General features: G+C 75.4%; 21 protein-coding genes and 1 pseudogene. 7 read left to right on the forward strand and 15 right to left on the reverse strand.

The genetic code is table 11. The features are described from left to right. A pseudogene (locus FA014_RS03550) lies at positions 1-278 on the reverse strand (hypothetical protein); the annotation flags it as partial. A 341-nt stretch (positions 279-619) separates the two neighbouring features. Between FA014_RS03550 and rpmB the strand changes: the two are divergent. Both rpmB and FA014_RS03560 read left to right on the forward strand, forming a co-directional pair. Continuing rightward, positions 620-811, forward strand: a complete 192-nt coding sequence (gene rpmB / locus FA014_RS03555; protein WP_135974635.1) for a 50S ribosomal protein L28 — start codon at positions 620-622, stop codon at positions 809-811. A gap of 132 nt (positions 812-943) precedes the next feature. Next, on the forward strand, positions 944-1,465 hold the full coding sequence (locus tag FA014_RS03560) for a GNAT family N-acetyltransferase (protein ID WP_154728332.1): 522 nt from the start codon (positions 944-946) through the stop codon (positions 1,463-1,465). A 365-nt stretch (positions 1,466-1,830) separates the two neighbouring features. Here the strand turns inward: FA014_RS03560 and FA014_RS21060 are convergent, their stop codons facing one another. From FA014_RS21060 to FA014_RS03570, 3 genes are read right to left on the reverse strand one after another with little or no spacing between them, the layout of a single operon-like run. Next, on the reverse strand, positions 1,831-2,751 hold the full coding sequence (locus tag FA014_RS21060; protein WP_419178362.1) for an ATP-binding cassette domain-containing protein: 921 nt from the start codon (positions 2,749-2,751) through the stop codon (positions 1,831-1,833). Continuing rightward, complete coding sequence (locus tag FA014_RS19840; protein WP_195969148.1) at positions 2,706-2,876, reverse strand: hypothetical protein; 171 nt, start codon at positions 2,874-2,876, stop codon at positions 2,706-2,708. Before FA014_RS19840 ends, FA014_RS21060 begins: the two co-directional genes overlap by 46 nt. Before the next feature lie 51 nt (positions 2,877-2,927). Continuing rightward, the gene (locus FA014_RS03570; RefSeq protein WP_154728333.1) at positions 2,928-3,935 is read right to left on the reverse strand and encodes a thiamine-phosphate kinase; all 1,008 of its coding nucleotides are present in this window, start codon (positions 3,933-3,935) and stop codon (positions 2,928-2,930) included. 240 nt (positions 3,936-4,175) lie between these two features. Between FA014_RS03570 and FA014_RS03575 the strand changes: the two genes are divergently transcribed. Beyond that, a complete protein-coding gene (locus tag FA014_RS03575) occupies positions 4,176-4,787 on the forward strand; it encodes a DUF3515 family protein (protein ID WP_195969149.1) in 612 nt (203 codons plus the stop codon). A gap of 4 nt (positions 4,788-4,791) precedes the next feature. Here FA014_RS03575 and FA014_RS03580 read toward each other — a convergent pair whose 3' ends face one another. Beyond that, a complete protein-coding gene (locus FA014_RS03580; protein WP_154728334.1) occupies positions 4,792-5,946 on the reverse strand; it encodes a D-alanine--D-alanine ligase family protein in 1,155 nt (384 codons plus the stop codon). Between the two features lie 70 nt (positions 5,947-6,016). Between FA014_RS03580 and FA014_RS03585 the strand changes: the two genes are divergently transcribed. Beyond that, positions 6,017-7,183, forward strand: coding sequence for a trans-sulfuration enzyme family protein (locus FA014_RS03585; RefSeq protein ID WP_230322838.1), 1,167 nt, complete (start codon positions 6,017-6,019; stop codon positions 7,181-7,183). Here the strand turns inward: FA014_RS03585 and FA014_RS03590 are convergent. Further along, positions 7,180-8,181 (reverse strand): NAD(P)H-dependent glycerol-3-phosphate dehydrogenase, encoded by a 1,002-nt coding sequence (locus tag FA014_RS03590; RefSeq protein ID WP_154728335.1) that lies wholly within the window; start codon positions 8,179-8,181, stop codon positions 7,180-7,182. The two genes, FA014_RS03585 and FA014_RS03590, sit on opposite strands and share 4 nt — an antisense overlap. Further along, positions 8,178-8,906 carry a lysophospholipid acyltransferase family protein gene (locus FA014_RS03595; protein WP_230322839.1) on the reverse strand — a complete coding sequence of 243 codons (729 nt, stop codon included), beginning with the start codon at positions 8,904-8,906 and terminating at the stop codon, positions 8,178-8,180. Before FA014_RS03595 ends, FA014_RS03590 begins: the two co-directional genes overlap by 4 nt. Before the next feature lie 222 nt (positions 8,907-9,128). Between FA014_RS03595 and FA014_RS03600 the strand changes: the two genes are divergently transcribed. From FA014_RS03600 to FA014_RS03605, 3 genes are read left to right on the forward strand one after another with little or no spacing between them, the layout of a single operon-like run. Continuing rightward, a complete protein-coding gene (locus FA014_RS03600) occupies positions 9,129-10,220 on the forward strand; it encodes an ANTAR domain-containing protein (RefSeq protein WP_154728337.1) in 1,092 nt (363 codons plus the stop codon). A gap of 23 nt (positions 10,221-10,243) precedes the next feature. After that, positions 10,244-10,429, forward strand: a complete 186-nt coding sequence (locus tag FA014_RS19845) for a hypothetical protein (protein ID WP_195969150.1) — start codon at positions 10,244-10,246, stop codon at positions 10,427-10,429. Beyond that, a complete protein-coding gene (locus FA014_RS03605) occupies positions 10,429-11,244 on the forward strand; it encodes a GAF and ANTAR domain-containing protein (protein WP_195969151.1) in 816 nt (271 codons plus the stop codon). The genes FA014_RS19845 and FA014_RS03605 overlap by 1 nt, the downstream gene beginning before the upstream one ends. Before the next feature lie 240 nt (positions 11,245-11,484). On the opposite strand, the gene FA014_RS03610 is transcribed toward FA014_RS03605, so the two are convergent. From FA014_RS03610 to leuC, 8 genes are all read right to left on the reverse strand, one after another. Continuing rightward, a complete protein-coding gene (locus FA014_RS03610; protein WP_154728339.1) occupies positions 11,485-12,492 on the reverse strand; it encodes a LacI family DNA-binding transcriptional regulator in 1,008 nt (335 codons plus the stop codon). Beyond that, positions 12,489-13,547, reverse strand: a complete 1,059-nt coding sequence (locus tag FA014_RS03615; protein WP_230322840.1) for a glycoside hydrolase family 43 protein — start codon at positions 13,545-13,547, stop codon at positions 12,489-12,491. Before FA014_RS03615 ends, FA014_RS03610 begins: the two co-directional genes overlap by 4 nt. Before the next feature lie 5 nt (positions 13,548-13,552). After that, positions 13,553-14,389 (reverse strand): carbohydrate ABC transporter permease, encoded by an 837-nt coding sequence (locus FA014_RS03620; RefSeq protein ID WP_230322841.1) that lies wholly within the window; start codon positions 14,387-14,389, stop codon positions 13,553-13,555. Then, positions 14,386-15,363, reverse strand: coding sequence for a carbohydrate ABC transporter permease (locus FA014_RS03625; protein ID WP_154728340.1), 978 nt, complete (start codon positions 15,361-15,363; stop codon positions 14,386-14,388). The genes FA014_RS03620 and FA014_RS03625 overlap by 4 nt, the downstream gene beginning before the upstream one ends. Further along, on the reverse strand, positions 15,360-16,703 hold the full coding sequence (locus FA014_RS03630) for an extracellular solute-binding protein (RefSeq protein WP_154728365.1): 1,344 nt from the start codon (positions 16,701-16,703) through the stop codon (positions 15,360-15,362). The genes FA014_RS03625 and FA014_RS03630 overlap by 4 nt, the downstream gene beginning before the upstream one ends. Before the next feature lie 208 nt (positions 16,704-16,911). Beyond that, a complete protein-coding gene (gene murA / locus FA014_RS03635) occupies positions 16,912-18,228 on the reverse strand; it encodes a UDP-N-acetylglucosamine 1-carboxyvinyltransferase (protein ID WP_154728341.1) in 1,317 nt (438 codons plus the stop codon). A gap of 155 nt (positions 18,229-18,383) precedes the next feature. Then, on the reverse strand, positions 18,384-19,049 hold the full coding sequence (leuD, locus tag FA014_RS03640) for a 3-isopropylmalate dehydratase small subunit (RefSeq protein WP_154728342.1): 666 nt from the start codon (positions 19,047-19,049) through the stop codon (positions 18,384-18,386). Between the two features lie 44 nt (positions 19,050-19,093). Next, on the reverse strand, positions 19,094-20,545 hold the full coding sequence (leuC, locus tag FA014_RS03645) for a 3-isopropylmalate dehydratase large subunit (RefSeq protein ID WP_154728343.1): 1,452 nt from the start codon (positions 20,543-20,545) through the stop codon (positions 19,094-19,096). Between the last annotated feature and the right edge of the window lie 85 nt (positions 20,546-20,630).

The raw sequence follows: 20,630 nt of genomic DNA on the forward strand, positions 1-20,630 counted from the left end.
GCACCGCGAGCGAGCGCCCGGAGCACCGCCGCGCCGTCCGCGTCCTGCGTCGCGCCCCCCGCTGCGCCCCCGCCCGCCGTCGCCGGGGCGCCCGCGGGCACGGCGGCGACCTCCTCCGCGGCACCGCGCACCGTCAGCAGCACGTTCGTCCCCGTGTCGCCGTCGGGCACCGGGAAGACGTTCACCGCGTCGATCCGCTCGCGCGCCGCCTCCAGCGCGGGCACCGCGCGGTCGAGCCAGGTGCGCAGCACGCCGCCGTCCCCGAGTTGCCCAGCCACGTCCGCGCGCAGTCCTCTCGTCGTCCCGGTCGCCGTCGGGCACCCGCCCTCCGACGACCCCGCGGGCCGCTCGCCCGCGCGGCCCCTACTCTGCCGCACGCCACCCGCAGCACCCCCGTCGTCCCCAGCCCGGTCGGCCCTCCCGGGGGGTGTGACGGACGTCGTTTTGAGGGTCACGGCCGTCGTGGGCTAGTCTGATCCGGTTGCCTGGCCACTGCCGGGCACAGGTGCGCCCCTCGGACAGGTCTCCGGACCGCCGGTGCGGGCACCACCGACCCACCAGGACTTGCCGCCCGGGCACCCTTCCGAGCGGCGTGCAATGACCGGATCAGGAGAAGACCGTGGCTGCCAACTGCGACGTCTGCGCCAAGGGCCCGAGCTTCGGGCACAGCATCTCGCACTCGCACGTGCGCACCAAGCGACGCTGGAACCCGAACATCCAGCGCGTGCGCGTGGTTGTCGCGGGCACGCCCAAGCGGCTGAACGTCTGCACCTCGTGCCTCAAGGCCGGCAAGGTCCAGCGCGCCGTCTGAGCGACTCACCTCGAAGGCCCGTGCGGTTCGCCCGCACGGGCCTTCGTGCTGCCCGGGGGCGATCCGCCCCCGGTGCCCATCGGTGCGCGGAACGCCCTGTGAGGGCGCCGCGGCGTGTGGCACCCTGAGCGCATGAGCGAGCAGCGCCGCGAGCACACGGTCCGGCCCGCCGAGCCCCGGGACGCCGCCGGCATCGCCGACGTGCACGTCCGGACGTGGCAGCACGCGTACGCGGGCCTCGTCCCCGACAGCTACCTCTCCTCCCTCGACGTGGACCGGCGGGCCGAGGTGTGGCGACGGGACCTCTCCCCGGGCAGCCACATCCGTGCGTGGGTCGCCACGGTCGAGCCCGAGCAGGTCGTCGGGTTCATCTCCCTCGGCCCCTCGCTCGACGAGGACGCCGAGCGCTCCGCGCTGCAGGTGTACGCCCTCTACCTCGACCACGGCATGTGGGGCTCGGGCGTCGCGCGCGAGCTGCTGCGCACCGCCATGCAGGACGTCCCCCCGCGGATCCCCGTGACCCTGTGGGTATTCGCCGACAACGAGCGCGCCCGGCACTTCTACCGGCGGCACGGCTTCCAGCCCGACGGCACCGAGCGCACCGAGGACGTCGGCGGCGCCGACCTGCTCGAGGTCCGGTACCGCCGCCGCTGACGCCCCGGGGCGGCCCACGGCCGTCCCGTGACGAGGTCCGCGCCGGACCAGGGTGCCGAGTCCTCCCACAGCCCGGCGGCCGTGCTCCGTCCCCAGGTGCCCCGGCGCGTCCCCGATGCCCCGCGGCGCCCACCACCGGCTGGCCTGTCGACAACGGGTGCGGGTCCCGTTCCCAGCGTCCGAACGCACGGGTCGGTCGACGTCCGGTACCTCCGGCACGGACGGGGCCGTGCTCGGCCTCGCCTGTCCATCGTGGAGTAGGTGTTCCGCCCGCCCCCTCAGGGACCACTCAGGTCCCACGTCGGCATCGTCGGAGATCCGTAGGAATGGTCGGGACCACGACGGGCCGTCCGAGGTGCGCGTGGTCAGCACCATGACCGAACGTCTCCGAGAGCTCGAGGACCTCCATGCGTACCGTCACACCCTCCCACCGACTCGTCGGCCTGCTCGCGTTCGCATGCGCGATCACGGCGGCGGGCTGCTCCCCGACGCCCGACACCCGGCAGCCCGCGGTCCCGGTGAGCACCGAGCCGGTCCCGGAGGCCGACGAGGCAGTCACGGAGCCCGTCGAGGCGCGACCGACCGAGGACGCTCCGGCAGCCGACGCCGACGGGCTGGTGCCCGCCTCGTGGGCGCATGCGGCCGTGAACGTCGGGGACGAGCTCGCCACCGTGCAGCTCGGCCCGTTGAGCGTCCGCCTGAACGACTCCGGTCGCCTGCCCGCGACGCAGGACCAGTTCTTCAGCGACGGCACCCAGGCGATGACGGAGGGCGAGCCCGTGGTCTACCTGTCCTGGACCGTGACCAACACGAGCGACGCGCCGGTCCCGATGTCCGCGAGCATGATCTCCGTGACGCCGTCCTTCCAGAACCGGACGCTCGGGTACGAGCCCCGCGCGGCGGCGGGCTACGAGGCCCTCGGCCTGCCGCAGCGGGTGATCCAGGACCACAACGAGGAGGGCATCTACCCGCTCGCGCCCGGCGAGTCGTTCACCGAGGCCAGGACCGTTCCGCTCAACGACATCGACGTGCTGGACGTGGTCCTGCGGTTGACGCCCAAGGACGAGTCCGGCCTGCTGTTCGACCTGGAGGAGAAGGCCGAGGTCTCGGTCGACCTGGCCTGAGGAGGAGCGCTCGGACCGTGACCGGTTCGCGGGCGGGGCGACGATCACGCCGGCCGCCGTCTCCTGGTCGGGCGACCCCGTCGGCTCGTCCGCGAACACGGTGTCCGGAGCCGTGATCAGGGCGCGGGCGAGCGCCACCCGCTGCTGCTGGCCGCCGGACAGCTCTCCTGCGCGGTCAGCGCGGGCAGCAGGTCGGACGCCTGGAAGACGAAGCCGAGGCGCTCGCGCAGCGACCGCGTCCGCTCCCGCTCGCCCGTGCGTCCCAGGTCCCGCCCCGCCGGCCGCACCGTGCCGGCGGGCGGGCAGGTCGCACCCGACGAGGTCGCGGGCGCGGACGACTAGCCCCGGAAGTGCTCCCAGCCGCTGCGGACCCGCGACCGCGCGCCGCCGACGAGCACCGTGCCCGCCGCCCGGTCCGCGCCGGGCTCGCGCACCACGCCGACCCGCCGGAACCCCGCGGGCAGCGCCGCCCCCGCGGGGAACGTCGCGAGCAGCCCGTGGTCCTCGCCGCCGCCGAGCACCCACGCGACCGGGTCGGCCCCGACGGCCGCCGCGGCCCCGGCCAGGGCGTCGAGGTCGCCGGCGAGCGAGTACGCCGGGTCGTCGAGGTCGAGCACGACGCCGCTCGCCGTGGCCAGCCGCTCGCCGTCCCGCAGCAGCCCGTCCGACACGTCGAGCATCGCCGTGGCTCCCCCGGCGGCGGCGGCCGGTCCGGCGGCGAGAGGGGGCTGCGGGCGCCGGTGGACGGCGACCACCGCGAGGTCGGCCTCGGGGCGGCCCGCGTCGAGCAGCGCGAGCCCCGCGGCGGAGCGCCCGACGGTCCCGGCGAGCGCGACCACGTCCCCGGGCCGGGCGCCGGACCGCAGCACGGGCGCGGCACCGCCGAGGTCGCCGTGCACCGTGACCGCGACGACCACGGCGTCGCCCCCGGACAGGTCGCCGCCGACGACGCCCGCCCCGACGGTCGCGCACGCCGCGCCGAGTCCGCGGGCCAGCCCCTCGACCCAGGCGACGGGGAGGTCCGCGGGCACGACGAGCGACACGACGATCGCGGTGGGCCGGGCACCCATCGCCGCGACGTCGGCGAGGTTCTGCATGGCGGCGCGCCAGCCGACGTCCTCACCGGTGGACCACGCGCGCCGGAAGTGGCGGCCCTCGACGAGGACGTCGGTCGAGACCACGAACCGGCCGTCCGGCGCGGCGAGGACGGCGGCGTCGTCGCCCGGTCCGAGCAGGGTGCGGTCGCCGGCGGGCAGGTGCGGGAAGATCCGGGCGAGCAGCCCGTCCTCCGACAGGTCGGCCACCGTGGTCCCGGCGTCGAGGTCGGGCGCGGCGCGGTCGGTCACGCCCGCCACGGTAGCGCCCGCGACGGCGCCCGCCGCGCGCCGCGCCCCGCCCGCCGCGCGCACCCGCGGCTCGACTGTGCAACCGACGCGTCGAGCGTGTACCCGGCGGATGCACGCTCGACGTGTCGGTTGCACGCTCGGCGTCCGGGACGCCCGGCGTGACGGACGCGGTCGGAGGCCCGGCCGGCCGGCGCGCCACCCGGTTCCGGGGGCCCGCCCGGGTCGGGTTACCGTGGCCCGGTGAGCCGCTCCTCCCGCCGACGCCCCGCCCGCACCGCCGCAGGGACGGCCGCGCTGGCGCTGGCCGGCGTGCCGCTGCTCGCGGGGTGCGCGTCGACGGTCGGGGTCGCGGTGGCGCCGGACGCGGCGGACCCGGCGTGCGCGCGGGTGGTGCTGGCGCTGCCCGAGTCGCTGGGTGACGGGCTGGACGAGCTCCGGACGACGAGCCAGGCGACGTGGGCGTGGGGCGACCCGACGGACCCGGTGACGCTGCGCTGCGGGGTGGCGGTGCCCGGCCCGACGACGGAGCAGTGCGTGACGATGGAGACGGCGGGCGGGACGAGCATCGACTGGCTGGTCCGGGCGGACGCGGAGCCCGCGGACGCGGGGGCCGGCCCCGACGGCGCCGGGGACGACCCGGACGCGACGGCGGACCCGACGGCCGGCCCGACGTCCGGCGCCGACGCCCTGCTCGAGCCGGGGTCGTCGGACTGGACGTTCGTGACGTACGGCCGCGACCCGGCCGTGGAGGTGCACGTCCCGGCGGCGGTGGTGGCGGAGCGGTCGACGTCGTTCCTGGACGCGCTCAGCCCCGCGATCGCGCAGGTCGAGGCGACCCGCGCCTGCCTCTAGCCGGTCAGCGCAGCCCGGTCGGCCGCTCGAGCGCGAGCTGCAGGAGCTCGTCCAGCAGGTCGGCGTAGGACAGCCCGCTCTGCTGCCACATCCGCGGGTACATCGAGAACGGCGTGAACCCCGGCATGGTGTTGATCTCGTTGACGACCACCTCGCCGCCGGGCGTGACGAACACGTCGACGCGCCCGAGCCCCTCGCCGTCGACCGCCTCGAAGGTCCGCACGGCGACGTCCTGCACGCGGGCGATGACGTCCTCGGGCAGGTCGGCCGGGCAGGACAGCTGGACAGCCGCCTCGTCGAGGTACTTGGCCTCGAAGTCGTAGAACCCGTGCGTCGCGTCGGTGACGACGATCTCCCCGGGCAGCGACGCCCGCGGGCGGGCGCCGCCGCGGCCGCCGAGGACGGCGCACTCGATCTCGCGCCCGACGATGCCGGCCTCGACGACGACCTTGGGGTCGTGCTCCTGGGCGGCGGCGACGGCGGCGGGGAGGTCGGCGGGGTCGACGACCCGGGTGATGCCGATGCTGGACCCGGCGCGGGCGGGCTTGACGAACAGCGGCAGCCCGAGCGCCGCGATCCGGGCGCGGACGCCGTCCCGGTCGGTGGCGAGGTCGTCGCCGCGCAGGGTGACGAACGGCCCGACGGGCAACCCGGCGCCGGCGAGGACGACCTTCATGAAGTGCTTGTCCATGCCGACGGCGGAGGCGAGCACGCCCGCGCCGACGTACCGGACGTCGGCGAGCTCGAGCATGCCCTGCAGGGTGCCGTCCTCGCCGAACGGGCCGTGCAGCAGGGGCAGGACGACGTCGACGGCGCCGAGGTCCACGGCGGGCGAGCCCGGCTCGATGACCTGGAGCTCGCGGGAGCCGACCTCCTGCGGGAGCAGCACCTGCTCCGGGAGCGCCTCGACCTCGGGCAGCCGGCCGTCGACGATGGCCCAGTGGTCCGGGTCGTCGGCGACGCGCACCCACCGCCCCTGCGGCGTGATGCCGATGGGCAGGACGTCGTAGCGCTCCCGGTCGATCGCGCGGAGCACGGCCCCGGCGGTGGCGCAGGAGATGGCGTGCTCGCTGGAGCGCCCCCCGAACAGCACGAGCACCCGGGGGCGGCTGGCGGCGGACGCGGCGGGCCCGGACACGGGCTCAGGCTGGCTGGACATCGCCCGGCAGCCTAGCCGCTGGGTGGGACGGGACGGTCGGCGCCGCGCGCGTGCGCGTAGCCTGCGGCCCGTGACCGAGCACGCGCACGACGCCGACCTGTCCCGCGAGACCCTGGCCGTGACGGCGGGCCGCCCCGCCCGCGCGCAGGGCGCGCCCGTGAACCCGCCGGTGGTGCTGTCCTCGACGTACGTGTCGCAGGGCGTGCCGCAGCCGGGCGAGATGATGTACGCCCGCGGCGACACGGAGACGTGGGGCCCGTTCGAGGCGACCCTCGGCGCGCTGGAGGGCTCGGTGCACCCCGCGCTCGTGCTCGGCTCCGGGATGGCCGCGATCGCGGCGGCGCTGTCGCTGGTGCCGCACGGCGGCCGGCTGGTGCTCCCCCGGCACGCGTACCAGGTGACGCTGGGCTACGCCCGCGACCTGGCGCAGCGCTCGGACGTCGAGGTGCAGCAGGTCGACGTCGCGGACACGGCCGCCGTGGTCGCGGCGCTGGACCCGGCCGCGTCCCCGACGGGCCGCGCGACGTCGCTGCTGTGGGTCGAGTCGCCGACCAACCCGATGCTCGAGGTCGCGGACCTCCCCGCGCTGGTCGCCGCAGGCCACGCCGCGGGCGCGCTCGTAGCGGTGGACAACACGTTCGCGACGCCGCTGGTGCAGCGCCCGCTCGAGCACGGCGCGGACGTCGTCGTGCACTCGGTGACGAAGTACCTCGCGGGCCACAGCGACGTCGTGCTCGGTGCGGTGCTCACGGACGACGCCGCGCTGCGGGAGCAGCTGCACGGCTACCGCACGGTGCACGGCGCGATCGCCGGCCCGTTCGAGGTGTACCTCGCGCTGCGCGGCATCCGCACGCTCGCCCTGCGGGTGGAGCGCTCGCAGCGCACCGCGCTGGAGCTGGCCCGGCGCCTGTCGGAGCACCCGGGCGTGGTCGAGGTGCGGCACCCGGGCCTCCCCGGCGACCCCGGCCACGCGCGCGCGACCGCGCAGATGGCCGGCTACGGCTCGATCATCGGACTGCGCCCGGCGGGCGGGGCCGACGGCGCCGACGCGGTCGTGGCCGCGCTGCGGCTGTGGGTGCCGGCGACGAGCCTCGGCGGCGTGGAGTCGAGCATCGAGCGCCGCCGCCGGTTCGCCACGGAGTCGCCGACGGTGCCGGAGGACCTGCTGCGGCTGAGCGTCGGGATCGAGGACGTCGAGGACCTCTGGCGGGACCTCGACCGCGCGCTGCGCGGCTAGACGCCCTCGGCCTTGCGGGGGCGCCCGAGCAGCAGCGGCGCGAGCGCGTCGACGGGCAGCCCCTCGTGCAGCACCTGCACGACGGCGGCGGTGATCGGCATGTCGACGCCGGCCCGCTCGGCCAGGTCGAGGACCGACCGGGAGGACTTCACGCCCTCGGCGGTGCCGCCGGTCGCGGCGACGGCCTCGTCGAGCGAGAGCCCCCGGCCGACGGCGAGGCCGAGCCGGTGGTTCCGCGAGTCCGGCGACGCGCAGGTGGCCATGAGGTCGCCCATGCCCGCCAGGCCCGGGAACGTCTCGGCCCGTGCCCCCAGCGCCAGGCCGAGCCGCGTGATCTCGACCAGGCCCCGGGTGATGACGGTCGCCATCGTGTTGTAGCCGAGGCCGCGGCCCTGCGAGATGCCGACGGCGAGCGCGATCACGTTCTTCACGGCGCCGCACAGCTCGACGCCGACGACGTCGTCGTTCGTGTACGGCCGGAAGTAGCCGGAGGCGCACGCGGCGGCGACCCGCTCGGCGGTGCCCGTGTCGGCCGAGGCGACGACGGTGGCGGTCGGCTGCCGCGCGGCGATCTCCGCGGCCAGGTTCGGCCCGGACAGCACGGCCAGGCGCCCGGCGGGCAGCCGCAGGGCCTCCCCCATCACCTCGCTCATCCGCCGGTCGGTGGCGAGCTCGACGCCCTTCATCAGCGACACGGCGACGGCGCCGGGCGCCAGCGCGTCGGCGAGCGGGGTCAGGACGGCGCGCGCCGACTGCGACGGCACGGCGACCGCGACGACGTCCGCCCCGGCGACGGCCGCGGCCGGGTCGGCCTCCCCCGTGACGCGCTCGGGCAGGTCGATCCCGGGCAGGTAGCGCTCGTTGCGGTGGTCGCGGGTGATCGCCTCGCACACGGCGGCGTCCCGGCCCCAGACGGTGACGTCGCAGCCGGCGTCCGCGAGGACGGCGGCGAACGTCGTGCCCCAGGCGCCGGCCCCGAGGACGGCGGCGCGGGTCACGCGGGGTCCGTCGTCGCGCCGCCCGGGCGCCGCATGTCGTAGGGCGCGGCCGGCGGGGTCGCGCCCCGGACGTCGGCGAGCAGGGCGGTGATCGCGGCCATGACGCGGGCCGTGGCCTCGCGCAGGGTCGCGGCGTCGAGGGGCCGGTCGTAGAGGTCGGACAGGTCGACGGGCGGGCCGGCGACGACGGTGACCTTCTTCGGCGGGATCGGCTTGAACAGCTTCTTGTACCGCCCGAGCAGGTCCTGGGCGCCCCACTGGGCGATCGGGACGACCGGCACCCGGGAGGTGAGCGCGAGGCGGGCGACGCCGGTCTTGGCCACCATCGGCCACAGGTCCGGGTCGCGGGTGAGGGTGCCCTCGGGGAACACCGCGACGCACTCCCCCGCGGCGAGCGCCTGCTCGGCGGCGCGCAGCGAGTCGCCCGCCTTCGACGTGTTCCGGTAGACCGGGATCTGCCCGGACGTGCGCAGCACCCAGCCGAGCACCGGCACGGTGAACAGCGACGACTTGGCCAGGATCTTCGGGGCGACACCGTTGTCGTACAGGTAGTGCGCGAAGGTCAGCGGGTCCACGTTGGTCATGTGGTTCCCGGCGGCGATGAAGCCGGTGCCCGCCGGCAGGTGCTCGGCGCCCCGCCAGTCGCGGCGCGTGATCGCGTACAGCACGGGGCGGAGCACGCGGGCGACGTTGCGGTAGGACCGGTTGGCGCGGGGGGGATGCACGGGAGCCGATGCTACCCGGCGGGCCGAGGGTAGGGCCCGGGGCCGCGTGCGCAACCCCTGCGGCCGGTCGGTGTGCGGACAGCGCTCGCATTTGGCACTATCGGACCTGGTCACCCGGTCGCCCCGGGCTGACCCACCGCGCATCGTTGGGACGAAGCGAGCCGCGCGGGAAACCGGCCTGACGTGCACGAACGGCGTCGGGGCCTCGGCTTCGGAGCACCCATGTCCCTCACTCCTCGTCCCGCGTCCGGCCCGGCCCAGCCGAGCCCGACCGCCCCCGGGACGTTCCACGTGCTCGGCGACGGCGACGCGCTCGCCTGGTCCGAGCCCGTCTACCGGCTGCACGGCTTCGAGCCCGGCGACGTGGTCCCCTCCACCGCGCTGATGCTCGCCCACTGCCACCGCGAGGACCGGCCCGCCCTGGAGGCGGTGCTCCGCGCCGCCCCGGTCGCCGGCGGCGACGGCAGCACCGTCCGCTACCGCCTGCTCGACGCGAGCGGTGCGGAGCGCTCCGTGCTGGCCGTCCTCGCGCCGACGGTCGACCCGCGGCACGCGCACCGCGCCGCGGACGGCGACGCCCCGCACGACGGTCGGCCCGTCGACCTCCCCGCGGCCCGGGACGGGCGGCCGCAGGAGCGTCTGGGCCTGCTGGTCGACCTCGGGGCGGAGATCGGCGCGACCGCCGCCCGCCGCGCCGACGACATGCTCGCCGCGGCCATCGCCTCCCGCGAGGTCATCGACCAGGCCAAGGGGGCGGCCATGCTCGCCTACGGCCTGGACGACGCCGCGGCGTTCGACTTCCTCCGGTGGCACTCAGAGCACCTGAACGTGAAGGTCCGCTCCGTGGCGGAGCGCCTGCTCGAGACGCTGCCCGGCCGGCAGGCGGACCGCGACCCGCGCGACGTGCTCGACGCGGCGCTCGCCGGCCTGGCCGACGTCGCGGTCCGCCACGACGTGGCCGGCCTGGACGGCGGGACGGTGCGGTCGGCGACCTGCGGGCGGGTCCTGCCCACGACGCTGGTCGTCCGGCACACCGTCGAGGGGCGCGCGGTCGTCGTCCAGCTCGCCGGCGAGGTCGACGCGGGCACCGCGCCGACGCTCGTGGCGGGCCTCACCGAGGCGCTCCGGGCGGTGCCGCCGCGCGGCACCCTCGTGCTGGACGCCTCCGGGCTGCAGCGGATCGGGCCGGTCGCGGCGCTGCACGTCGCCCGGCTGCGGCGGCGCGCCGAGCACGCGGGCGTGCAGCTGCGGGTCGTCGCTCCCCTGTCCGGGCGCGCCGAGATGCGGGAGGATGTCACCGGCGCGAGCATGTGAGCCACCCGACCGAGGAGGACCGCATGACCCAGGACCCGTCCGCCCGACCCGACGGGGTGCTGCCCGGCGGCGACCCCGACGACGTCGCCGAGCAGAGCACGCCCGGCTCCGACGGCGACGGCCCGGAGGCCGGCTACACGGGCCCCGGCGACGCCGCGGCCGAGGGCGACGAGGAGCCGGAGGGTCACGCTCCGGCGGGAGACCGCTGATGGCCGCCGACCCGGTGCACGGGCTGGACCTGCCGCCGGTGGGCGAGCCCGCCGCCGCCCCGCCGGACTGGCGAGCCGGCGCGCTGGGCGACCTGCACGACCTGCTCGTCTCCGCGGTGCCCGTCGAGCACCTGCTCGAGGCCGCCGCGGCGCGCGCCGCGGCCCGGGCCGGCGACGGGTGCTCGGCGGCGATCACCGTGCGCATCGGTGCCACGTCGGCCGTCGCGGCCGCCACCGACGAGCGGTCCGCCCGGTGCGACCGCGCCGAGCAGCAGGCCGGGGCCGGTCCCTGCATCGACGCGTCGCGCACGCAGCGCCGCATCGTGCTGCCCGACGTGGAGGCCGATGACGCGCGCTGGGGGCGCTGGAGCGCCTGGCACGACGCCACTCTCGACGCCGGGTTCCGTTCGGCCGCGGCGCTGCCCGCCGCCCGCTCGGACGGCGAGCGCATCGAGCTCGCGATCAACCTGTACGACACGGCGGCCGGCGGCTGGTCGGAGGACGTGCTCGCCGACGTCGGGCGGTTCGCCGAGGACGCCGCGCGGGCCGTCGTGGTCGCGTCGGTGCTGCAGGACCAGAGCCGCGCCAACGAGGACCTCCGGCTGGCGATGGCGTCGCGCACGGTCATCGACCAGGCCCTCGGGGTCGTCATGGCGCAGAACCGCTGCGGCCCGGAGGAGGCGTTCGCGATCCTGCGCCGCGCCTCCCAGTCCCGGAACCAGAAGATGCGCGACCTCGCGGCCTCGATCGTCGCGTCGGTGTCGGGCACGGCGCCGCACAGCCCGCACGAGTTCCGCGAGCGGCCCCGGGCCTGATCCCGGCACGCCACCGTGCCGCACGGCCGGCCGGCACCGCCGGGGGCGGTCGGCACGCCCCTGCGGCGACGACCGTCCCCGCGGTGCTGCGGGGCTCGGCCGACATCGCCTGCGGCGACGGCGTCGGTGCCCTCCGCGTCGGCCGCGCCCGGACCGGCTGGCCCGCGGCGGCGCTCGCGGGGTCTGCTGCGGACCCACGGCCCACGCTAGGGGCGCGGCCCGCGGCCGCAACCGGAGTGGTCACGGCGCGGGCGGGCCGCCCACGGTGCTGGGCCGCACGGCGACCCGGAACGGGACCTCGACCTGCACCGGGTCGACGGCGGGGTCCTCCACCCGGCGCACGAGCAGCCGCACCGCCTCGCGCGCGAGCACGCCGAGGTCCGGGGCGACGGTCGTCAGCCCGGCGTACCGGGACTCCTCGATGTCGTCGAAGCCGGCGACCGCGACGTCGCCCGGCACGGCGAGGCCGGCGGTACGCACGGCGTGCCACGCGCCGAGGGCCAGCAGGTCGTTGAAGCAGAGCACCGCGTCGAACCCCACGCCCGCGGCGAGCAGCTCCCGCACCGCCCGCACGCCGTCGGCCCGGCGGTACGCGCCCACCCGCGGGACGAGCGCTTCGTCGAGCTCGAGGCCCGCCGCCGCGAGCGCCTCGCGGTGCCCGCGCCACCGCTCGCCGCCGGTGCTGCCGGCCGCCTGGCGCCCGAGCACGGCGATCCGCCGCCGCCCGGTGGCGAGCAGGTGCTCGGTGAGCTCCCGGGCCGCGCGCACGCTGTCCATCGCCACGTGGTCGGCCCCCACGTCGTACCGGTGCTCGCCGAGCATGACGAGCGGCGTCCGGCCGATCCGCCGGACCACCGTCTCGTGCGGCGTGACGAGCGGCGACAGGATCACGCCGTCCACCAGGCGGGAGGTCAGGTCGACGAGCGCCACCCGCTCCCCCTCGACATCGCCGCGCGTCTCCTCGATCACCAGCACCCGGCCGTGCTCCTTCGCGGCCCGGCCCGCCGCCGAGGCGAGCGCGGCGAAGTACGGCGAGGTGAGCTCGGGCACGGCCAGCGCGAGGATGCCCGAACGGCCGTGCCGCAGGCTGCGCGCCGTGGCGTTCGGCCGGTAGCCGAGCTGCTCGATCGCCGCGAGGACCCGCGACCGGGTCGCCGCGGTGACGTGGGGGTGCTCGTTGACGACGTTCGACACCGTCTTGAACGACACGCCCGCCACGGCGGCGACGTCCCGGAGGGTGACCGTCACGGCAGCCGGTCCACGGTCGCCGCCGGCCCCGCCAGCACGGGCACGCCGTCGGCGCCCCAGTCCAGCGGCGTGAGCCACACCTGGCGCCCGGGGTACGCGGCGCCGACGGCGTCCGGCGGCCACGCGTGGTGCACGTACCAGGTCGCCCCGTCGTCGACCGTGACCACGCAGCCGTGCCCCGGCCCGGCGGCCTCGGGCGAGGACCGCATCAGCGGCTCGTCCAGCGGCTTGGCCCACGGGCCGGTGAGCGCGTCGGCGACGGCCCAGCCGACGCCGTAGTCGGCGGACCCGTAGTCGTTCGCCGAGTACAGCAAGTGGTACCGGCCGTCGCGCAGGACGACCGTCGGCCCCTCGACCAGGTGGCCCTCCCACGGCTGGTCGTGCGTGATCAGGTCGACCGGCCCGTCGCCGACCAGCGCGAGCCCGTCCGGGGCGAGTTGCTGCACCCGGATCCACGACCGCACGCCCACGTGGTTGCCGTCGTTCTTCCACAGCAGGTACGGCGTGCCGTCGGCGTCGACGAACGGGGACGCGTCGATCGACCCACCCTCGTCGTACTCGCAGACGAACGGGGCGTCGGCCTCGTCGACGAACGGGCCCGCCGGGTGGTCCGCGACCGCGACGCCGAGGCACTGCTGCTGGGTCCCGCGCTCCATCGCCGTGTAGTACGCCACGTACCGGCCCTGGAGCTCGACCACCTCGGGCGCCCAGTGCCGTCCGGCGCCGGTCCACGGGGCGAGGACCGGCATCCCGTCGCCGACCACCTCCCAGTGCACGAGGTCGTCGGAGCGCAGCACCGGCAGGGTGCCGAGCCGGCCCTGGGTGCCGTAGGCGTACCAGGCCCCCGCCGCGCGCAGCACGAACGGGTCGGGCAGGTTGCCGTCGTACACGGGGTTGGTGAAGGCCACGTCGCTCTCCTCGGTGTCCTCGGTCGCGCGGTCGGTGCCGGGGTCGGTGCCGGGGTCGCGGGTGCCGGAGCCGCAGCCGGCGAGGACCGCCACCACGGCCAGCACCGTGACCGCCCCGGCCGCGCCCCGCCGGGGGCCGCGTCGCACGGCGCTCACCCCTTCAGCCCGCTGCGCGCGACGCCCTCGATGATGAACCGCTGCGTCAGCGCGAACAGCACGATCACCGGCACCGACGCCACCACCGCCCCGGCCATGATCGACGGGAAGTCGGTCACGTAAGCGCCCTGCAGCAGCTTCAGCCCCGCGGGGAGGGTCAGCCGCTCCGGGCTGAACAGCACGTAGACCGGCCAGATGTAGTCGTTCCAGTTGCCGAGGAACGCGAGCACGGCGAGCGTCGCCAGCGCGGGCCGGGTGTTCGGGAGCACGACCTGGGTGAACACCCGCCACTGGTTCGCCCCGTCCAGCGCCGCCGCCTCCTCCAGCTCCACGGGCAGCCCGACGAAGAACTGCCGGAGGAAGAACACCCCGAACGCCCCCGCCGCGCCGGGCACCACGAGGGCCCAGATCGAGTCGATCCAGCCGAGCTGGTCGATCGTCAGGTAGTTCGGCATGAGGAACACGAACGCCGGCAGGAACAGCGTCGAGACGATCACGCCGAAGATGACCCCTCGCCCGCGGAACTGCATCCGGGCGAGGGCGAAGGCCGCCGTCGACGCCACCACGAGCACGAGGACGGTGTGCAGCATGGCGGCAAGCAGCGAGTTGAGGAACCAGCGCAGCACGGGGTACGGCCCGTCGAGGCTGAGCAGCCGGTCGTAGGCGGACAGGTCGATCTCCTGCGGCCACAGCGTGGGCGGCGAGGCCGTCGCCTCCCCGTACGACTTCACCGAGGTCAGACCCATCCACAGCAGCGGCCCGACGAAGGTCACCACCAGGACGAGGACCAGCGCCCAGGTCGCGGCGGCACCGAGGCCGCGGCGGGCCCTCACGACGCCCTCCGACGCCGGCGGGGACGGCGGCTGCCGTCCCGCTCCCGCAGGGCGACAAAGCTGGCGATCGACACGATGCCGAGCCCGATCGACAGCAGGTAGCCCATCGCGGCGGCGGACCCCATCTTGTACTGCCCGAGCCCGGTGTCCAGGATCACCATGAGGGCCGTCCGGGTGGACGTGCCGGGGCCGCCGCCCGTCATGAGATCGGCCTGGCCGAACATGTTGGCCGAGGCGAGCACGGTCATGGTGAGCACGAACGCCAGCACCGGCCGCAATCCCGGCAGGGTGACGTGCCGGAACCGCTGGCGGGCGGACGCCCCGTCCACCTCGGCGGCGTCGTACAGCTCGGCGGGCACGTCCTGGAGCCCGGCCAGGTAGATGATCATGTTGAACCCGAGGGTCCACCAGATCGTCACCCCGACGAGCGATACCCAGGCCCACGGCTGCGCCGTCAGCCACGGGACCGGGTCGCCGGCGCCGAGCGCGTGCAGCAGCCGGTCGAGCCGGGTGAGCTGCAGCAGGTGGTTGAGCACACCCAGGTTGGGGTCGAGGACGAACCGGAACAGCACGCCCACGACCGCGACGCCGAGCACGTACGGCAGGAACACGACCGCCCGCAGCAGCGTCCGCCCGGGGAACCGCCGGTTCAGCGCCATCGCGAGCAGCAGCGGCACGGTCAGCAGGAGCGGCACCGAGGCGACGACGAACGTCCCGGTGGCCGCCATGCCGTCCCAGAACCGCTGGAACACCACGCTGGTCGAGTCGAACAGCGCGGCGTAGTTGTCGAGGCCCACGAACGGCCTGCTGGGCATGAGGTAGTCCCAGTCGTGCAGGGACATCCACACCCCGCGCACCGCGGGGAACGCCACGAAGGTGCCGAAGATCAGCAGGAACGGCGCGAGGAACGCGTACGGCGTCCACCGCGCCCCGCGCCGGAGCGGCCGGCGCGGGGCGGCGACCGCGGCGCTCACGCGGCGCCGTAGCGGTCGCGGTTGTCGGCGAGCACCTGGTCGGCGCGCGCCGCGGCGTCGGCCAGCGCCTCGCGCGGCTCCTTCACGAGGAGCACGGCCTCGTTCAGCGCGGTGTACAGCTCGCCGACCGCGTCTCCGGCGCCGGGGATCGAGGGCGGGAACCGCAAGTCGTCCGCCTGCTCGGCGATCGCCGCCTGCGGGGCGAGCGCGGTGAACTCCGCCGACTCGCGCGCCGACCGGCGGGCGGGGACCTGCCCGCCCACGGCCCAGGCCGCGGACTGCTGGGACACCCAGTTCACGAACGTCCGGGCCGCGTCCAGCTGGTCGTCGGTCGTACCCCGCTGCTTGGTCAGCACGAAGTTGTGCGACCCGGCCCACGCCGCGTCGACCGACCCGATCCGCGGCAGCCGGCGGACGCCCCACTCGAGGCCGCTGATCTCGTCCAGGGTGTTGACCGACCAGATGCCGTTCCAGTTGAACGCGGCCTGCCCGTTCTGCAGCGCGATGATGTCGGCGTCCTGCCCCACGTCGCGGGCGCTCCACCCCCGGTGCACCGCGTCGACCATCCAGGACAGCGCCTCGACCCCCTCGTCCTGCGCCCAGGCGGCGGTGGCGCCGTCCGCGTCGAGCAGGTCCCCCCCGAACTGCCAGATCAGCGACTGGAGCGTCTGCCCGCCGGTGAACGTGTGCGGGCTCATCCAGTGCCCGGCGACGCCGTTCGCCAGCAGCGCGTCGAGTGCCGCCTCGTAGGACGCGCGGTCCGTCGGCGGGGCGGCGGGGTCGAGCCCGGAGTCGGCCATCACCGCGGTGTTGAAGAAGAACCCCAGCGGGTGCACGTCCAGCGGGATGCCGTATCGCTGGCCGGCGTAGATCCCGGCGTCCCACACCGGGCGGATGAAGTCGTCGGCGGTGAGGTCCAGGTCGTCGGCCAGGTCGTCCAGCGGCAGCAGCAGGCCGCGCGCGGCCGACGTCGGCAGCGAGTCGAGGTGCTGGATCGCGATGTGCGGGCCCTGCCCGGAGGTGAGGGCGGCGGGCAGCTTGGCGTGGAAGTCGGCCCACTCCATGGTGGTCATCTTCACGGCGACGCCCTCGTGCTCGGCGTTGAACCGGTCGACCAGGTCCTGCATGACGGGGCCGTCGCCCCCGGTGAAGCCGTTCCAGAACGACAGCTCGACCGCGCCGGACCCGCCGGAGCCGCCGCTCGCGCCGGACGTGGACGGGCCGCCGCCGGAGCACGCGGCGACGGCGGTGCCGAGGCCGAGGGCGCCGAGCCCGGCCAGGAAGCCGCGGCGGGTCGGACCGGGTCGGCCCGGCAGCGGGCGTGCGGGGGTACGGGACATCTGGCTCACGGGTGGCTCCTTCGCCATCGGTGACCAGGTGGGCGGCGGCTGAGATCGCCACCCGGCCGTTTACAACGGATAACCGCGGGACTTGTCTAGCGAAGCCGTTCCTCCGTTGTAAACCCCTACTTCGCGCGCCCCGGGGACGACGACGCCCGCCCGGCCGCAGGGGCCGGGCGGGCGTCGTGGGCCGCGTGCGCGGCGACGGTCAGTCGCGGTCGAACTTCGCGCCCAGCGCCTCGAGCTTCGCGGTGAAGTTCTCGTAGCCCCGGTCGATCAGGCTGATCCCGCGCACGGCCGAGGTGCCCTGCGCGGTCAGCGCCGCGATCAGGTGGCTGAACCCGCCGCGCAGGTCCGGGACCTCGATGTCGGCGGCCGTCAGCGGGGTCGGCCCGGAGATCACCGCCGAGTGCGAGAAGTTGCGCTGGCCGAACCGGCACGGCCGGCCGCCGAGGCAGTCCTGGTAGACCTGGATGGTGGCGCCCATGCCGCGCAGCGCGTCGGTGAACCCGAACCGGTTCTCGTACACCGTCTCGTGCACGATCGACAGGCCCTTGGCCTGGGTCAGCGCGACCACCAGCGGCTGCTGCCAGTCGGTCATGAAGCCGGGGTGCACGTCGGTCTCGAGCACGATCGACTTCAGGTCGCCGCCCGGGTGGTAGAACCGGATGCCGTCGTCGTCGATCGCGAACTCGCCGCCCACCTTGCGGAAGGTGTTGAGGAACGCGGTCATCTCGGGCTGGGTGGCCCCGCGCACGTACACGTCGCCGCCGGTCGCCAGCGCGGCGGACGCCCACGACGCCGCCTCGATCCGGTCGGCCAGCGCGGTGTGCCGGAAGCCCACGAGCCGGTCGACGCCCTCGATCCGGATGACCCGGTCGGTGTCGACCGAGATGATCGCGCCCATCTTCTGCAGGACGTTGATCAGGTCCATGATCTCGGGCTCGATCGCCGCGTTGGTGAGCTCGGTCACGCCCTCGGCACGCACGGCGGTGAGCAGCAGCTGCTCGGTCGCCCCGACGCTCGGGTACGGCAGCGTGATCTTCGTGCCGCGGAGCCGGCGGGGCGCGCGGATGTGGATGCCGTTCTCGCGCTTGTCCACCACGGCGCCGAACTGCCGCAGGATGTCCAGGTGGTAGTTGATCGGCCGGTCGCCGATCCGGCAGCCGCCCAGGTCGGGGATGAACGCCTCGCCCAGCCGGTGCAGCAGCGGGCCGCAGAACAGGATCGGGATGCGGCTGGACCCGGCGTGCGCGTCGATGTCGGCCACGTGCGCGGACTCGACGTCCGTCGGGTCGAGGCGCAGGACGCCGCCCTCGGCGTCGGCCGACACGCGCACACCGTGCAGCTCGAGCAGGCCGGTGACGACGCCGACGTCGCGGATCTGCGGCACGTTGCGCAGCTCGCTGGGGGTCTCGCCCAGCAGGGACGCCACCATCGCCTTCGAGACGAAGTTCTTGGCACCCCGGACGGTGATCTCGCCCGACAGGGGCGTCCCGCCGTGGACGTAGAGCAGATCGGTCATCCCCCCATGGTGGCGCACGCGCCGGGCGGGTCGCGCACGCGCGCCGCGCGGCCCGTACAGCGCGTGCCAAACCTCCACAAACGGGACGCCCGGGCCGCGCAGCATCCTGCGCGGCCCGGGCGGGGTCGGGTACTCGGGTTCCCCCGGGGGGTGGCTCAGAGGCCGGGACGACGTCCCAGGCTCAGCTCGACCGGACGGGCGGCCTTGATCTCGACCGGCGGCAGGTGCTTCGCCGGCAGGGTCTTCGGGCGCCAGGCGTCCCGGGTGGCCTCGAACGCGGTGATCTCCGCCTCGTGCTGCAGGGTGAGGCCGATGTCGTCCAGGCCCTCCATCAGGCGCCAGCGGGTGTAGTCGTCGATCTGGAACGGCACCACGACGTCGTCGCAGGTGACGGTCTTCGTCCCGAGGTCGACGGTCACCTCGGTGCCCGGCGCGGTCTCCAGGACCTTCCAGATGAGCTCGACGTCCTCCTGCGCGAGCTGGGCCGCGACGAGGCCCTGCTTGCCGGAGTTGCCGCGGAAGATGTCCGCGAACCGCGAGGCCAGGACGACCTTGAACCCGTAGTCCTTCAGCGCCCACACGGCGTGCTCGCGGGAGGAGCCGGTGCCGAAGTCCGGGCCGGCCACCAGCACCGAGCCGGTGCGGTAGGCGTCCTGGTTGAGGACGAACGAGGGGTCGTTCCGCCAGGCGGCGAACAGCGCGTCCTCGAAGCCCGTGCGGGTCACGCGCTTGAGGTAGACGGCGGGGATGATCTGGTCGGTGTCGACGTTGCTGCGGCGCAGCGGGACGCCGACGCCGGTGTGCTGGGTGAACTTCTCCATGAGGGCTCTCGTTCCTGGTGTCGAGGGGTCGGGGCGACGGCGGCTCAGGCCGGCTGGAGGTCCAGCGGCGAGCCGTCCGGGACGGCGACGTCCGGGCCCAGGTCGGAGACGGAGGACAGGGTGCCGCGGATCGCCGTGGCGGCGGCGACCAGCGGGGACACCAGGTGCGTGCGGCCGCCCTTGCCCTGCCGGCCCTCGAAGTTGCGGTTCGACGTCGACGCCGACCGCTCCCCCGGCGCGAGCTGGTCCGGGTTCATGCCCAGGCACATCGAGCAGCCGGCGTTGCGCCACTCGGCCCCGAAGTCGAGGAAGATCCGGTCCAGGCCCTCGGCCTCGGCCTGCAGCCGCACGCGGGCGGACGACGGCACGACGAGGACGCGGACGCTGTCGGCCTTCTTCTGGCCCTGCATGAGCTTGGCCGCGGCCCGCAGGTCCTCGATCCGGCCGTTGGTGCAGGAGCCGATGAACACCGTGTCGACCGCGATCTCCCGCAGCGGCTGGCCGGGGGTCAGGCCCATGTACTCGATGGCGCGCTCGGCGGCGACCCGCTCGTTGGCGTCCGCGATCTCCTCCGGCACCGGGACGGCGCCCGACAGCGGCAGGCCCTGGCCCGGGTTCGTGCCCCAGGTGACGAACGGCTCGAGGTCGGCGGCCTCCAGGACCACCTCGGCGTCGAACGTGGCGTCGTCGTCGCTGCGCAGCGTCGACCAGTACGCGACCGCGGCGTCCCAGTCGGCGCCCTCCGGGGCGTGCGGGCGGCCCTTGAGGTAGTCGAACGTCGTCTGGTCCGGGGCGATCATGCCGGCGCGCGCGCCCGCCTCGATCGACATGTTGCAGATCGTCATGCGGCCCTCCATGGAGAGCGACCGGATGGCGTCCCCGCGGTACTCCAGGACGTAGCCCTGGCCGCCGCCGGTGCCGATCTTCGCGATGACCGCCAGGATGATGTCCTTGGCCGTCGCGCCGAGCGGCAGGGCGCCGTTGACCGTGATCGCCATGGTCTTGAACGGGGCCAGCGGCAGCGTCTGGGTGGCGAGCACGTGCTCGACCTCGGACGTGCCGATGCCGAACGCCAGCGCGCCGAACGCGCCGTGCGTCGAGGTGTGCGAGTCGCCGCAGACGACCGTCAGGCCCGGCATCGTCAGGCCGAGCTGCGGGCCGACCTGGTGCACGATGCCCTGGTCCGCGTCGCCGAGCGAGTGCAGCCGGACGCCGAACTCCTGCGCGTTGTTCCGCAGCGTGTCGATCTGCGTGCGCGACGTGAGGTCGGCGATCGGCAGGTCGATGTCCAGCGTCGGGGTGTTGTGGTCCTCGGTCGCGAGCGTGAGGTCCGGGCGGCGGACCTTCCGGCCCGCGAGCCGCAGGCCCTCGAACGCCTGCGGGCTGGTGACCTCGTGGACGAGGTGCAGGTCGATGTAGAGCAGGTCGGGCGCGCCGTCGGCGCCGCGCCGCACGATGTGGTTCTCCCACACCTTCTCCGCCAGTGTGCCGGCCATGTTCGGGCGTCCTCTCGTCCTTCGGTCGGTGGGGGCCGACCAGGTCCTTCTCGGTGTCGACTTGCGTCTCAGTGTGCGAGACGGC

This window comes from Cellulomonas hominis (genome assembly GCF_005239125.1).
GTDB classification, from domain to species: Bacteria; Actinomycetota; Actinomycetes; order Actinomycetales; family Cellulomonadaceae; genus Cellulomonas; species Cellulomonas hominis_A.